The following is a 14514-nucleotide window of genomic DNA, read 5'->3' on the forward strand; positions in this document are numbered from 1 at the left end:
CCATACTCCAACGCACTCCGATTCAGACAGATGAAGCCGCACATGCCCAAAGGATTGATTCGCGCTATTGGCGCATTGTTGACTGCTCTGGCCCTTTACAGCCTGCTGGGGTTTCTGATTTTGCCGGGCATCGCGTTGCGGGTCGCCAACCAGCAATTGGCCAATTACGCCACGACACCCGCCACGATTTCCCGTATTGAACTCAACCCTTTCAGCCTGGAAGTGACCCTCTGGGGCCTGATCATCGGCGAGCCGGGCAAAGAACAGGTCGGTTTTGAACGCCTGTACGCCAACTTGCAGATCGACAGCCTGTGGACCAAAGCGCTGCACCTGTCCGATGTCGAACTGGACAAACCCAAGACCGAAATCCTCTTTGGCAAGGACGGCAAACTCAATCTGCTGGGCCTGTTCAAAATCCCCGCCAGCGAACCGACCCCGGCCGACCCGGACGCCAAGCCGTTTCCGTTGCGTATCGAGCGGATCAAACTGGCAGGCGGTAATGTGCACTTCCTGGATGCACGCCCCAGCGAACCCATTGAATTCCTCTACGACAAGCTGGACTTCGAACTGAAGAACCTCAGCACCCTGCCCGAAGACAGTGCCGACATGACGTTGGTGGCCATCGGCCCGGCAGGCGGGCAGATCGACTGGACCGGTAACTTCAGCCTGATCCCGATTGCCTCAGAAGGTAAGCTGAAGATCACCGACGGCAAGATGAAAGCCTTTTGGCCGTATGTGCGTGACGCGTTGCCACTGGTGCTCAAAGACGGCGTCATCAACCTCAGCACCGACTACAAACTCAACTTATCCAAGGAAACCGAACTGCTGCTGAGCAATGTCGCGGTCAGCATCGCGCCATTCGCCATCAACGCACCGGACGGTCGTCCACTGGCAAAGCTTGCGCGTCTGGACATCAGCGACACCACCGTGGACCTGGCCAAGCAGCAAGTGGTGGTCGGCAAGATCCGCAGCCAGAAGCTCGAAACCTGGGCCGCCCTCGAAGCCGATGGGCAACTCGACTGGCAGAAGCTGTTCGCCAGCCAACCGTCCAAGGCAGCCGTGAAGGCTGATGCCGAACCAACCAGCACGCCAGCGGCCGCCGACTCACCGAAAGCCGAGCCGGTCCCGCCAAGCAAACCTTGGCAAGTGCTCCTCAAAGACGTGCAACTGCGCGATTACCAGGTGCATCTGGCCGACCGTAAAGCGCAACCCGCCGTAGCACTGGACATTGGCCCGCTGAACCTTGATTTGCAGAATTTCGACAGCCTCAACGGCTCGCCTTTCAACCTCAAGCTCGACACCGGCGTGGGCAAACAGGGCAAGCTCATGGCGGACGGTGTGGTCAATCTGGCACCGGTCAGCGCCAAACTGAACGTGCAGACCAAGGACATCGACCTGCGTATCGCCCAGTCCTACATCAACCCGTTCATTCGCCTGGAACTGCGCAGCGGCATGCTTGGCAGCGACCTGGCGGTCGATCTGAAAAGCACCGAGCCATTGGCATTCAGCGTCACCGGTAAAGCACAGGTTGATCAGCTGCATACCCTCGACACCCTCAAGACCCGCGACTTCCTCAAGTGGCAGCAGTTGGTGCTCGAAGGCCTGAACTACCAACACGGCGACAGCCTGTCGATCGACAAGGTCAATCTGTTCCAGCCTTACGTGCGCTTCATGATCAACGATGACCGCACCACCAACATCGATGACCTGCTGATCCCGCAACCGGCCGATACTGGAGTTCCCAAGACCGCAGCAGCCAAACCCGCCAGCAAGGAAAAACCGCTGGGCATCCACGTTGGCGGCGTTGCCATCAATGACGGTTCGGCGAACTTCGCCGACTTCAGCCTGACCCCGAACTTCGCCACGGCCGTGCAACAGCTCAACGGGCAGATCGGCACCATCGACAGCCGTCAGGCGAAGCCGGCCACTGTCGATATCAAAGGCAAGGTCGACCGCTACGCGCCAGTGACGATCAAGGGTTCAGTCAACCCGTTCGACCCAATGGCCAGCCTCGACATCGCCACCAGTTTCAAACGTGTGGAACTGACCACGCTGACGCCCTACTCCGGCAAGTTCGCCGGTTATCGCATCCGCAAGGGCCGGCTCAATCTCGACCTGCATTACATCATCACCAAGGGCCAGCTCAAGGCCGAAAACAAAGTGGTGGTCGAGCAACTGCAACTGGGCGAGAAAGTCGACAGCCCGGACGCCACGAGCCTGCCGCTGAAACTGGCAATCGCCCTGCTCAAGGACGTCGACGGCAAGATTTCCATCGAGCTGCCGGTGACCGGCGACCTGAACAACCCGCAGTTCAGCGTCATGCCCATTGTGTGGCAGACCCTGCGCAACCTGATCGTCAAGGCCGCTGCCGCACCGTTCAAAATGATTGGCGGGCTGGTCAGCGGCGGGGGTTCTGAAGATTTGGGCACGGTCTCGTTTGCACCGGGTTCAAGCGAGCTCAGCAAAGACGCCGAGGGTTCGTTGATCAAACTGTCCCAGGCGCTCAAGGAACGTCCTGCCCTGCGCCTGGAAATCGAAGGCACGGCGGCCGCCAGCAGCGACGGCCCGCTGATTGCCGAGCAACGTCTTGAACGCGAATACCAGTACAACTACTACAAAATGCTTCAGCGACGCGGTGACAAGGTTCCGGCCCAGGCTTCATTGCTGCAAGTGCCGGACGGCGAGAAAGCTCCGCTGCTGGAAGGGATTTATCGCACCCGCCTGAAGACCCAGCCACCGGCTGAATGGAAGGATCTGGGCAAGGAAGAACGCACCGCAAAAATGCGCGCAGACGTGATCAAGTTCTGGAGTTCCAGCGATGTGCTGCTGCGCCAGCTCGGTCAGGAGCGCGCCAGTAGCATCAAGGACTACCTGGTGGACAAGGCGCAGATGGCCGACGACCGCGTCTACTTCATCGACGCCCAACTGGGCGAGGCGCAAAGTGACGGTCGGGTGGTGACGCCAATGCACCTGGATGCCGAGTGATGATCAGGCGATTACTGATCAGCCTGACCCTCGCACTGGCGGCCAGTCAGGCCTCGGCGGCCGATACCCTGCGTTGCGGCAGTCAATTGGTCAGCGTCGGCGACCGCTCCAGCGAAGTGCTGCAGAAGTGCGGCGAACCGGTCAGCCGCGATCTGCTGGGGTACAAGCGCAGCGCCAACCGACGGGAAGAGTTTCAGGTCGAGGAATGGACCTACGGGCCCAATGGCGGGATGTATCAGTACCTGCGGTTTGAAGGTAATCGGCTGAGACAGATCACCAGCAAGCGCGGTAACTGAACCCACTTAAATCTTATGTGGGCACATTTCAATGTAGGAGTGAGCCTGCTCCGGGCGGCGTTCCGACGATAGCGGTGTGTCATTCAGCCTTGATGTTGGCTGACACACTGCTATCGCGAGCAGGCTCACTCCCACATTTGTTTTTTTGCGGCGCCCACAATAGAACAGGCCCCCGACACGAATGTCGGAGGCCTGTAATGACCACATCCTTGTGGCCTTTCGCATGAACTCTCCAGAAACGACAGGCGTATTGCTCAGCCCGCCTGTCGCGCCTTCTCCCAGTCCAGGCGAGAAGTCTTGCCTTACTCGGCTTTCAGGCCGGCAGCGGATACGTCTTTCACGCCTTTGATTTTCTTGGCGATAGCCACTGCGACGTCTTTCTGAGATTCAGTCACGGCAGTGGTGGAAGACAGGGAAACAACACCTTTGTTGGTTTCAACCTTGATGTCGGTGCCAGGAATGCCTTTCTCGGTCACCAGGTCTGCTTTGACTTTGGTAGTGATCCAGGTATCGGAGACATCTGCTTTTGCTTCGGTGACTTCACCGGCAGCCAGGACCATTGGAGCCTGGGTCGCCTGGGTTTGAGCGAATGCAGCGTTGGCCATGGTCAGGGTCAGCGCGGTAGCAGTAGCGGCAGCGATAGCGAACTTCTTCATACGAGTAACTCCTGTTTTTCTAGAAAGTCTGCTGCATGTCTTGTCAGCAGGGTTACCAGAGATATTGCGAACGCTGTGCCAACTTTGAGACAGACAATAAATCGTTATAAAACAATTACTTATTGAATCTCCTGATTTTCGGAATCATGCAAAATGCATGACTTGGAATTTATCTACATGCAAGTTGCAGGTTTTACCGTGGGCCTAAGGCCATGAATTGTCGGGGGTTTTCTTTCTTTGGCCTGGTTTTACTTTCTGACAGACAAAAAAATGCCCCGTCTCTGCCGACAGGGCACTCATTAAACCGTCGAGAAACTACGTCCCGGTGGCGTTACAACCTTTCGGCGCGTAATCAGGTGCAACCGTGGTGGCGCATGTCCAGCCAGTCAACGTGCGCGACAGGGTGATTGTTTTACTCAATACCGGACCGGGCGCATTCAGAATCGTGCAACCAATAGAGCCGGTACCATCAGTCGCGGTACCCGATGCTGTGGTTGTGCAGTTGGAGGTTGTGGCGGTTCCGCCGACCTTCGTCAGATCCGGATTGGTGCCGGAGTTCATAAGGTCCTCGAACGGGACTTTCAACGCCGTGATCTCCGCCAGACCGGCCGTCACCTTGGCCCGCGCCTGATACTTCGAGTAAGCCGGCAACGCAAACGTCGCCAGAATCCCGATGATCGCCACCACGATCAGCAGTTCGATCAGGGTAAAACCTTTTTGAGTATTCATAGACAGGCTCCATGCATGAGTCGAAATCTCATGATCTGAAATAGCTTCAGCACAGCCCGTGCCAAGCGCCCCGGCCCCTGTTGGCGGGGCGCAAAACCGGGGCAAAGACCTTTCCTACCCTCAGGATCCGCACTATCTGACACTATTTGTCACCTGATGGCCGCTGGTTTGGCTCAGCTCCTTGACTAGGCTATAAGTCATGAACTGTCTGCGTCCGGTATCCCAATGAATGACATCGCCCTTAGCGGTCTGGCCAAGCAATTGGTCCTGGCCGAATTGCTAACTGACCAAAGCGCGCAACAGGCGTATCAGCAAGCCCAACGCACTAAAATTTCCCTGGTCAGTTACCTGGTGCAAAACAAACTGGTGAAGAGCCGACAGGTTGCGGAGATTGCCTCGGAGCATTTCGGCATGGCGCTGCTTGACCTCAATTGCCTGGACAAGGAAACCCAGCCCCGAGAGCTGGTCAGCGAGAAACTGATTCGTCAGCATCACGCCTTGCCCCTCTGGCGACGCGGCAACAAGCTGTTCGTGGGGATTAGCGACCCGACTAATCATCAAGCCATCAATGACATCCAGTTCAGCACCGGGCTGAACACCGAAGCCATTCTGGTGGAGGACGACAAGCTCAGCGACGCCATCGAGAAATTCTTCGACAGCCAATCGACCGGCCTGGAAGACATGGCTGATGTTGACCTTGATGGGCTGGACATCGAGTCGGTCGATGACAACAAAAAGGACTCCATCCCGGGTCAGGATGCCGATGACGCGCCGGTGGTGCGCTTCGTCCACAAGATGTTGCTCGATGCGATCAAAAGCGGTTCGTCCGACCTGCATTTCGAGCCCTACGAAAAAACCTACCGGGTGCGGATGCGCACCGACGGCATGCTGCGAGAAGTCGCCAAGCCACCGAGTCAACTGGCCAACCGCATCGCGGCGCGGCTGAAAGTCATGGCCAGCCTCGACATCTCCGAGCGGCGCAAACCCCAGGACGGGCGGATCAAGATGCGCCTGTCCAAGACCAAGTCCATCGACTTCCGGGTCAACACCCTGCCGACCCTGTGGGGCGAGAAAGTGGTGATCCGGATCCTCGACCCGTCCAGCGCGCAAATGGGCATCGACGCTCTCGGCTACGAGCCTGAACAGAAGGACTTGTACATGGCTGCGCTGAAGCAGCCACAAGGCATGATCCTGGTCACCGGGCCCACCGGTTCAGGCAAGACCGTGTCGCTCTACACCGGGCTGAATATCCTCAACACCGTGGACATCAACATCTCCACCGCCGAGGACCCGGTGGAAATCAACATGGAAGGTATCAACCAGGTCAACGTCAATCCCAAGCAAGGGCTGGATTTCGCCCAGGCGCTGCGCTCGTTTCTGCGTCAGGACCCGGACGTGATCATGGTCGGTGAAATCCGCGACCTCGAAACCGCCGAGATCGCCATCAAGGCCGCCCAGACCGGGCACATGGTACTTTCCACCCTGCACACCAACAGCGCGGCGCAAACCCTGACCCGCTTGCACAACATGGGCATTCAGGGCTTCAACATCGCGACGTCGATCACTTTGATCATCGCCCAGCGCCTGGCGCGTAAACTGTGCAACCACTGCAAGACACCCATCGATATTCCCCGCGAAGCGCTGATCAAGGAAGGCTTCCCCGAGGAACGCATCGGTTCTTTCACGATCTATGAGCCGGTCGGTTGCGATCAGTGCAACGGCGGTTACAAAGGGCGACTGGGGATTTATGAAGTGGTGAAGAACACGCCGGACCTGCAGCGGCTGATCATGGCCGAAGGCAATTCACTGGAAATCGACATCCAGATGCGCAAGGACGGTTTTAATGACTTGCGCACCTCGGGCTTGATCAAGGCCATGCAAGGCGTCACCAGCCTTGAAGAAATCAACCGGGTTACCAAGGACTGAACATGGCGGTCAAAGCAGCAAAAATCAGCGTCTACGCCTGGGAAGGCACGGACAGGAAAGGCTCTTCAATGACCGGCGAGTTGAGCGGACTCAACCCGGCGCTGATCAAGGCTCAATTGCGCAAGCAGGGGATCAACCCAGGCAAGGTGCGCAAGAAGTCAGTGTCGATTTTCAGCTTCGGCAAACGCATCAAAGCTCAGGAAATTGCCCTGTTTACCCGGCAGATGGCGACCATGATGAAAGCCGGCGTGCCACTGCTGCAGTCGTTCGACATCATCGGCGAAGGCTTCGACAACCCGGCCATGCGCAAGCTGGTGGACGAGGTGAAACAGGAAGTCGCGGCGGGCAACAGCTTCGCAGCATCCTTGCGCAAAAAGCCGCAGTATTTCGATGAGTTGTACTGCAACCTGGTGGACGCGGGTGAGCAGGCCGGCGCTCTGGACACCCTGCTGGAACGGGTAGCGACCTACAAGGAAAAAAGCGAAAGCCTCAAGGCCAAGATCAAGAAAGCCATGACTTACCCGCTGGCAGTGGTCTTCGTGGCAATCATTGTGACCGGGATTCTACTGGTCAAGGTGGTGCCGCAATTCGAGTCGGTGTTCAAGGGGTTCGGCGCCGAATTGCCGGCCTTCACCGTGATGGTCATCGGCTTGTCGGAGTTCATGCAGGCCTGGTGGTGGATGATGCTTGGCGCGTTGATCGCGGCCGCCTTCGGTGTGCGCCACGCCCTTAAAACATCCCAGGCCTTTCGGGACCGGATGGACACCTGGCTACTGAAGCTGCCGCTGATCGGCACGCTGATGTACAAGTCCGCCGTGGCCCGTTACGCCCGCACCTTGTCGACCACGTTCGCCGCCGGCGTGCCGCTGGTCGAGGCCCTGGAATCGGTGGCGGGCGCGACCGGCAACATCGTGTTCAAGCGTGCAGTGCTGCGCATCAAGCAGGATGTGTCGACCGGCATGCAGCTGAATTTTTCCATGCGCACCTCCGGCATCTTCCCCAGCATGGCGATTCAGCTGACGGCCATTGGCGAAGAGTCCGGTGCACTGGATGACATGCTCGATAAGGTCGCGAGCTTCTACGAGGATGAAGTGGACAATATGGTCGACAACCTCACCAGCCTGATGGAGCCGTTCATCATGGTGGTGCTGGGTGTTATTGTCGGTGGCCTGGTGGTTGCGATGTACCTGCCCATCTTCCAACTCGGCGCAGCGATCTGACATGCCCTTGAATGAAATCCTGACTTTCTATCCGCTGGTCTTCGTGGTCATCGCATTGGCGCTCGGCCTGCTGATGGGCAGTTTTCTCAACGTGGTGATCTGGCGCCTGCCGAAAATGCTCCACCGCGAATGGCGGCTGCAAGCCCATGATGTTTTGGGCGTACCGCCAGAAGCGCCGGGCCCGGCCTACAACCTGATGCTGCCTCATTCGCAGTGCCCGCATTGCGACCATCGCATCCGCGCCTGGGAAAACATTCCGCTGCTCAGTTATCTGTTTTTACGGGGTCGGTGCTCGAACTGCGCCGCGCCGATCAGCAAGCGCTATCCGCTGACCGAACTGGCCTGTGGTCTGCTCTCGGCGTTTATCGCCTGGCATTTTGGTTTCGGCTGGCAGGCAGGCATGGTTCTGGTACTGACCTGGGGTTTGCTGGCGATGAGTCTGATCGACGCCGAGCACCAACTGCTGCCGGATGTGCTGGTGCTGCCGCTGCTGTGGCTGGGGTTGATCGTCAACAGTTTCGGGCTGTTCGTGTCACTGCATGAAGCGCTGTGGGGCGCGGTGGTCGGTTACATGACGTTGTGGTCGGTGTTCTGGCTGTTCAAGCTGCTCACCGGCAAGGACGGCATCGGCCACGGCGATTTCAAGCTGCTGGCCATGCTCGGGGCCTGGGGCGGCTGGCAGATGTTGCCGCTGACCCTCCTCCTGTCATCGCTTGTGGGGGCCATCATCGGGGTGATTTTGTTGCGACTGCGTAACGCGAAAAACTCGACAGCGATCCCCTTCGGCCCCTTTCTGGCGATTGCCGGCTGGATTGCCTTGCTCTGGGGTGGTCAAATAACCGGCTTCTATTGGCAGTTTGTCGGTTTGAAATGAATACCCCTGTGGAAAAACCCTGGATTCTCGGCCTGACCGGCGGCATCGGCAGCGGCAAAAGCGCGGCGGCCCAGCACTTCATCGACCTCGGTGTGCACGTCGTGGACGCCGATCATGCGGCGCGCTGGGTGGTGGAACCGGGTCGCCCGGCGCTGGCAACAATCGCCGAACATTTCGGCCCCGGCGTATTGCAAGCCGACGGGCAACTGGATCGTGCGGCGTTGCGCAAGCTGATCTTCGAAGTGCCGGAGGAGCGCCGCTGGCTCGAAGCGTTGCTGCATCCGCTGATCGCCAAGGAAATCACCGATCACCTGGCCAAGGCACAATCGCCTTACGCGATTCTGGTTTCGCCGCTGTTGATCGAGTCCGGCCAGTACGCCATGACCCAACGGGTCCTGGTGATCGATGCCCCGGAACAGCTACAGATCGAACGCACCTTGCAGCGTGACCAGACCAGCGAGCAACAGGTCCAGGCGATCCTCAAGGCGCAATCCAGCCGCCAGGACCGCGTGAGCCACGCCGACGATGTGGTGGTCAACGACCGCGACCTCGCCTGGCTGCACAGCGAGGTCGAACGCCTGCATCACTTTTACCTTACTTTGCGTGGAGGCCAGTCATGAGCCAAACCCCAACCGTCGAATGCCCAACTTGTGGCGCCCCCGTTGAATGGAGCCCGGAGAGCAAATTCCGGCCGTTCTGCTCGGACCGTTGCAAACTGATCGACCTGGGCGCCTGGGCGTCGGAAGAGCACAAGATCCCGGTCAGCCCGGATGCCGAAGACGACCTGTTCAGCGAAGACTTCGAACCGCGCCACTGACCCTCAGGGCCGCATAAAGCCGTAGTCCTGGCCTTCATCGAGGTTTTCCGCAAGAAAACGCAACTCGTCGGCCAGGTCTTCGGCACTGCGCACGGCCTTGCTCTGCTGCACCACCGCACTGAGCAAGGCGCGCAAGCTCAATCCCGGATCAAACCCCACTTCCTGCGCGCCATCCAGACTCTGACGCAACTCTTGCCTTGCCCATTCGTAGACACTCATATCGATGCTCCTGAAGGTTTTGCGGAGCATGGAAGCGTCTGCGTTTTATGGATTTGATGTGGATCAAGAATTGGGATCGTCGTCCTTCCAGGGCGCCGAAAGGTAGCGCGTGCGATTGAAGGTCTCCAGCCACTCCGGACTGAACACCACCAGCGCGCTGACAATCATTCCGTTGATAAAAGCTTCCGGAAAAATCAGCAGCCACAGATAACCGACAAAATCCTCAAGCCAATAGGGCATGGCAAAACGTTCGTCAAACCATAGCAATGTCAGCGCCAACACCAGGCACAACAACGCAGAGAGGGCTGCAGAAAAGAAGCCGGAAACAAAGATGTACACAAAAGGATTACGCGGCTGCGCTCGCTCCACAAGGATTGCGCAGCACTCGGTGACCAGCACCGGCAGCAGAATGAACAGCCCGCCGTTAACCCCCATCGCCACCAGATCCTGGCGCCCGAGCAGCACCAGCCCACATTGCGCCACCAACGCCCCGACGATCGCCAACGGCCAATCCAGCAACAAGGTCACGGCCGTCATGCCAATGAAGTGATAAGACACGCCCGTATCAAAATCACGTCGCACCAGCCACAGCATAAACAGCGCGAACACCGTGCCAAACAGCAAATGCTGACGACGGCTGTCGGTGAATAGCTCAACCCACGGCGCACGCCAGATGGCCCAGAGCAGCACGGGCACATAAATCAGCCAGCCGACGGTCAGCGTCTGAGGTGACAGCAACTCTGCACCGATCATGTGGGCAACCCCTTGAACGCCACCGCAGGCTCCTTGTGTGATTACGGCTTTATGCCCAGCAGTCTACACCGGCGCAAAAGTCGCTCCACCTGATGCAAAGCTTTCTGCTTGTCGCATTTGAACGCTAAGCTTGGGCCTATGGATGACTCAGATTATTTACGCCTGCTGACCATCGCGGCCGAGCAAGCCAACGCGTTCCTGTCCAATGCCCGCAAATGGGAGCGTGAGCGTTGGGTCTGCCAGCGCCTGCTGCAAGGCCTGAACATTCCCTATCGCGCCGACGAATTCGCCCCCGCAGGAGAACCTCCGGACGTGCTGTTTCGTGACGCCAGTTTCGAGGTGTTCTTCGTCCTCGACGAAGGCCGGCGCCTCAACGACGAATGGCGCGATGAGCTGCAACGCCGGCGCAGCGCGTTTTCCCTGAGCCAGCTCGTGCGTCGCGAGGCCAAGCCACGGCGCATTCCGGCCAATGAGTTTCTGCTGAGACTGGCGCCGACATTGCGCAAAAAAGCCCATAACTACAAAGAACGCGGCATGGACCTGGGGGAACTGGACATCATTGCGTTCGCCAGCCTCAAGCGCGAAGTGCTGGACCTCAACAGCCATTTCCCGCCGCCGACCGAATACCTGCGCCAGGGCTGGCGTTCGCTGTCGCTGGTCGGCCCGACGTTCGCCCGGGTGCTGTTCGCTCATCCTGAGGCGCCGGACTTCCTGCGCAATAACCTCGGCCGCAGCATCGTCTTCGACGTCGGGATCAGCCTTTGAGCCCGTTGCAGGCATTAATCGCCGAAGTTCCGCAAACAGGCCGCGTGCGCTGGATCGGTGTGCGCCCGGAACCTCACGTGCCGATGATCGAACTTGACGCCGTGGAGGCACGACTTGAAGCCGGCCTGACCGGCGATCGAGCCCGCCCCGGTATCCGTAACGCGCGGCAGGTGACGTTGATTCAGTGGGAGCATCTGGCGGTGATCAGTTCGCTGATGGGCCGTGCCGACGACAAACCGGTCTTGCCTAATGATTTGCGGCGCAACCTCGTTATCAGCGGTATCAACCTGTTCAGCCTCAAGGGTCGTCGCTTCCGCATCGGCCAGGCGATTTTCGAAACCACCGGCTGGTGCCAGCCGTGCGCACGCCTGCAGAACAACCTCGGCGCCGGGACGTTTCAGGCCGTTCGCGGACATGGCGGAATCACTGCCCGAGTGTTACAAGGTGGAATCATTCGCCTGGACGATACGGTGAGCGTCGAGCCTGTTCCAGCCAGCGGCTATGCTCCGTTCAACGTTCGTTGAATCAGCCTGTAGCTTCTACACATTCAGCAACGTCTACCTGACGAGGCCCAATATGACCAGCCGCCTGAACCCCGACGACCAGAAGCATGTCGAAGAGTACCTGCACCTGTCCCAGCACCGAGTCGAGCGCCGGCCTTTCCGGCCGTGGATGCTCCTGGTAGTGGTGTTGGCAGTGACCATTGGTTTAGGCCTGTTGAGCCGATTTATCAGTTACCTGACGCTATGAGCTGCCTCGCGCTCGCTCGGTTGACTGCACCGATTTCTTTTAGCCTTGCGAGATATCCCTATGACCCATCGTATTGTCATCGTTGGCGGCGGCGCCGGCGGTCTGGAGTTGGCTACCCGTCTGGGTAAGACTCTGGGCAAACGTGGCACGGCCAGTGTGATGCTGGTCGACGCGAACCTGACCCACATCTGGAAGCCGTTGTTGCACGAAGTGGCGGCCGGGTCGCTGAACTCTTCCGAAGACGAACTCAACTATGTTGCCCAGGCGAAATGGAACCACTTCGAGTTCCAGCTGGGGCGCATGAGCGGGCTCGATCGCACGCAGAAGAAAATCCAGCTGGCCGCCACCTATGACGAAGCCGGCCTGGAACTGGTCCCGGCGCGTGAAGTGGCGTACGACTCGCTGGTGATTGCCGTCGGCAGCACCACCAATGATTTCGGCACTCAAGGCGCGGCGCAACATTGCCTGTTCCTCGACACGCGCAAGCAGGCTGAGCGTTTCCATCAGCAACTGCTCAATCACTACCTGCGCGCCCATGCCGGACAGACCGACAAAGTCGAGCAGATCAGCGTCGCCATCGTCGGCGCGGGTGCCACCGGGGTTGAGCTGGCCGCAGAGCTGCACAACGCCGCACACGAGCTGGCAGCCTATGGTCTTGACCGGATCAAACCGGAAAACATGCACATCACCCTGATCGAAGCCGGACCACGGGTGCTGCCAGCCCTGCCGGAACGCATCGGCGGGCCTGTGCATAAAACCCTGGAGAAACTCGGGGTCAACGTCATGACCAATTCGGCGGTCAGCGAAGTGACCGCCGACAGCTTGATCACCGCCGACGGCAAAGTGATCAATGCGAGCCTGAAAGTCTGGGCCGCCGGCATTCGTGCACCGGGCTTCCTCAAGGACATCGATGGCCTGGAAACCAACCGCATTAATCAACTGCAAGTGTTGTCGACCCTGCAAACCACCCGCGACGAGAACATCTTCGCCTTCGGTGATTGCGCGGCCTGCCCGCAACCGGGCACCGATCGCAACGTACCGCCGCGCGCGCAGGCAGCGCATCAGCAGGCTTCGTTGCTGGCCAAATCGCTGAAGCTGCGGATCGAAGGCAAGACCTTGCCGGAATACAAATACACCGACTACGGCTCGCTGATCTCGCTGTCGCGTTTTTCGGCTGTGGGTAACTTGATGGGCAACCTGACCGGCAGCGTGATGCTTGAGGGCTGGCTGGCGCGGATGTTTTACGTGTCGTTGTATCGCATGCACCAGATGGCGCTGTATGGCGCGTTTCGCACGGCGATGCTGATGCTGGGCAGCAAGATCGGGCGCGGGACTGAGCCGCGGCTCAAGCTGCACTAACTCGGTCTAGTGTGAGAGCGGGCTTGCTCGCGAAAGCGGTGAATCAGGCAAACATTTATGTCGACTGACACTCCTTTCTCGCGAGCAAGCCCGCTCCCACAGTTCTCCTGACTGTACAGACTCAAGACAGCACCAATTCATGACGCCCCTGAGCTGATGAATCCTTGAACCGGATCCGTAGCTGGTGATCATTGCCATAGACATCAACAGCATTTATCACGCACGGGCCATTGTGATTAATCGCACTCTCGCTGTCGTAAGGAATGGTGTTGTCGCCCTGCAGCACCAGCAGGACATAGCCATTTTTCGGACTGTCCAACTGAGGGAGCGGCTGAAAGACGCCGCCTAACTGAATCGCGGTGTTGTATTGAACGGCTGTCGCACCCGGTGCTGCGTAACCCACATGAGACGCCCGGGTTACATTTGGCGCCTTGTCATCCCACTGAATCATGCCTTCGCGCTGCATGCTGGCAGATTCAAACCCCACTACCGGCTGCTGCACATTGGTCCCAGCCAGCGCATACAGCCAGGTGAAAATATCTGAATCTCCATTTCCCGCAATCAGCGTGCGCTCAAAGGTGTAATTGCCCGGTACCTGATATTTCGGAATCTCGGCCGTGCGAACTTCAGCGGTCGAACTAAAACCTGACTCAGAACCATCGGTAACGTAATCATGCGTTTCCCCGCCTATATGTCGGCTAATACCCACATACAAGGTTTCCATGCCTGGACCGCTACCGGCAGTGTTACTGGCCATGACATAAAACTTTCGGGTGTACACCGACGTTTCATCCTCTGACGAAACGGTGCTCCTCGACCCCGGATACTCGAGATAGGCGTTGCGCACAAGACTGAAGAACCACGGCGCCTTGTTATCGTCATTTAGAGGCAGAAACCGACCGAGGGCATCCCGCACCATGAGTTTTACACTGGCCAACTCCTCGGGTTTTACGGTTTGACTCATCAGTGGCTCGACCACCACCGTCACCTCCAACTGTTGACGTCCGTTCGGATACACACGGTTCGAAGGGGAACTGACGGCGATAGTCAGTTTGGTCAACCAACTCCCGAGCGGCGGTCTGGCTTTGACAGTATTCATACAAACTCCCTTTGATAAATCCTGATCACACACCTGAAGGGTTTAACTGATCCGTCTCGCTCTGCA

At 58.4% G+C, this 14514-nt stretch carries 16 protein-coding genes; 11 read left to right on the plus strand and 5 right to left on the minus strand.

All coding sequences use genetic code 11. From position 1 onward, the window contains the following. Positions 1–30 precede the first annotated feature (30 nt). Both ACYZTY_RS23970 and ACYZTY_RS23975 read left to right on the plus strand, forming a co-directional pair. Entirely contained in the window at positions 31–2985 is a 2955-nt protein-coding gene (locus tag ACYZTY_RS23970) for a DUF748 domain-containing protein (RefSeq protein WP_461955750.1), read from the plus strand. Next, on the plus strand, positions 2985–3281 hold the full coding sequence (locus ACYZTY_RS23975) for a DUF2845 domain-containing protein (protein ID WP_461955751.1): 297 nt from the start codon (positions 2985–2987) through the stop codon (positions 3279–3281). The genes ACYZTY_RS23970 and ACYZTY_RS23975 overlap by 1 nt, the downstream gene beginning before the upstream one ends. Positions 3282–3583: 302 nt before the next feature. Here ACYZTY_RS23975 and ACYZTY_RS23980 read toward each other — a convergent pair whose 3' ends face one another. Both ACYZTY_RS23980 and ACYZTY_RS23985 read right to left on the minus strand, forming a co-directional pair. Then, the gene (locus ACYZTY_RS23980; RefSeq protein WP_438659568.1) at positions 3584–3937 is read right to left on the minus strand and encodes a BON domain-containing protein; all 354 of its coding nucleotides are present in this window, start codon (positions 3935–3937) and stop codon (positions 3584–3586) included. A 315-nt stretch (positions 3938–4252) separates the two neighbouring features. Next, entirely contained in the window at positions 4253–4666 is a 414-nt protein-coding gene (locus ACYZTY_RS23985) for a pilin (protein ID WP_461955752.1), read from the minus strand. A gap of 225 nt (positions 4667–4891) precedes the next feature. Here ACYZTY_RS23985 and pilB point away from each other — a divergent pair, with 225 nt between their 5' ends. From pilB to yacG, 5 genes are read left to right on the plus strand one after another with little or no spacing between them, the layout of a single operon-like run. Continuing rightward, positions 4892–6592 carry a type IV-A pilus assembly ATPase PilB gene (gene pilB, locus ACYZTY_RS23990; RefSeq protein ID WP_461955753.1) on the plus strand — a complete coding sequence of 567 codons (1701 nt, stop codon included), beginning with the start codon at positions 4892–4894 and terminating at the stop codon, positions 6590–6592. Between the two features lie 2 nt (positions 6593–6594). Beyond that, positions 6595–7812: a type II secretion system F family protein gene (locus tag ACYZTY_RS23995; protein ID WP_461955754.1), complete on the plus strand. Its 1218-nt coding sequence runs from the start codon at positions 6595–6597 to the stop codon at positions 7810–7812. Position 7813: 1 nt separating this feature from the next. After that, entirely contained in the window at positions 7814–8686 is an 873-nt protein-coding gene (locus ACYZTY_RS24000) for a prepilin peptidase (RefSeq protein WP_461955755.1), read from the plus strand. Then, a complete protein-coding gene (gene coaE, locus ACYZTY_RS24005) occupies positions 8683–9306 on the plus strand; it encodes a dephospho-CoA kinase (RefSeq protein ID WP_461955756.1) in 624 nt (207 codons plus the stop codon). The genes ACYZTY_RS24000 and coaE overlap by 4 nt, the downstream gene beginning before the upstream one ends. Beyond that, complete coding sequence (gene yacG, locus ACYZTY_RS24010; protein WP_150764878.1) at positions 9303–9503, plus strand: DNA gyrase inhibitor YacG; 201 nt, start codon at positions 9303–9305, stop codon at positions 9501–9503. Before coaE ends, yacG begins: the two co-directional genes overlap by 4 nt. A 3-nt stretch (positions 9504–9506) precedes the next feature. Here yacG and ACYZTY_RS24015 read toward each other — a convergent pair whose 3' ends face one another. Both ACYZTY_RS24015 and ACYZTY_RS24020 read right to left on the minus strand, forming a co-directional pair. After that, positions 9507–9722, minus strand: coding sequence for a hypothetical protein (locus tag ACYZTY_RS24015; protein WP_131061760.1), 216 nt, complete (start codon positions 9720–9722; stop codon positions 9507–9509). A 63-nt stretch (positions 9723–9785) separates the two neighbouring features. Continuing rightward, the gene (locus ACYZTY_RS24020; protein ID WP_461955757.1) at positions 9786–10475 is read right to left on the minus strand and encodes an energy-coupling factor ABC transporter permease; all 690 of its coding nucleotides are present in this window, start codon (positions 10473–10475) and stop codon (positions 9786–9788) included. Positions 10476–10613: 138 nt separating this feature from the next. On the opposite strand from ACYZTY_RS24020, the gene ACYZTY_RS24025 reads away from it, so the two are divergent. From ACYZTY_RS24025 to ACYZTY_RS24040, 4 genes are read left to right on the plus strand one after another with little or no spacing between them, the layout of a single operon-like run. Next, positions 10614–11240, plus strand: coding sequence for a DUF1780 domain-containing protein (locus ACYZTY_RS24025; RefSeq protein WP_419116713.1), 627 nt, complete (start codon positions 10614–10616; stop codon positions 11238–11240). Next, entirely contained in the window at positions 11237–11764 is a 528-nt protein-coding gene (locus ACYZTY_RS24030) for an MOSC domain-containing protein (RefSeq protein WP_461955758.1), read from the plus strand. Before ACYZTY_RS24025 ends, ACYZTY_RS24030 begins: the two co-directional genes overlap by 4 nt. Before the next feature lie 52 nt (positions 11765–11816). Beyond that, positions 11817–11990 (plus strand): DUF3094 domain-containing protein, encoded by a 174-nt coding sequence (locus ACYZTY_RS24035; protein WP_008028730.1) that lies wholly within the window; start codon positions 11817–11819, stop codon positions 11988–11990. A gap of 60 nt (positions 11991–12050) precedes the next feature. Then, positions 12051–13349, plus strand: coding sequence for an NAD(P)/FAD-dependent oxidoreductase (locus tag ACYZTY_RS24040; protein ID WP_461955759.1), 1299 nt, complete (start codon positions 12051–12053; stop codon positions 13347–13349). Between the two features lie 121 nt (positions 13350–13470). Here the strand turns inward: ACYZTY_RS24040 and ACYZTY_RS24045 are convergent, their stop codons facing one another. Further along, the gene (locus ACYZTY_RS24045) at positions 13471–14448 is read right to left on the minus strand and encodes a hypothetical protein (protein ID WP_461955760.1); all 978 of its coding nucleotides are present in this window, start codon (positions 14446–14448) and stop codon (positions 13471–13473) included. Between the last annotated feature and the right edge of the window lie 66 nt (positions 14449–14514).

The sequence above is a fragment of the Pseudomonas sp. LB1P83 genome, assembly GCF_054897885.1.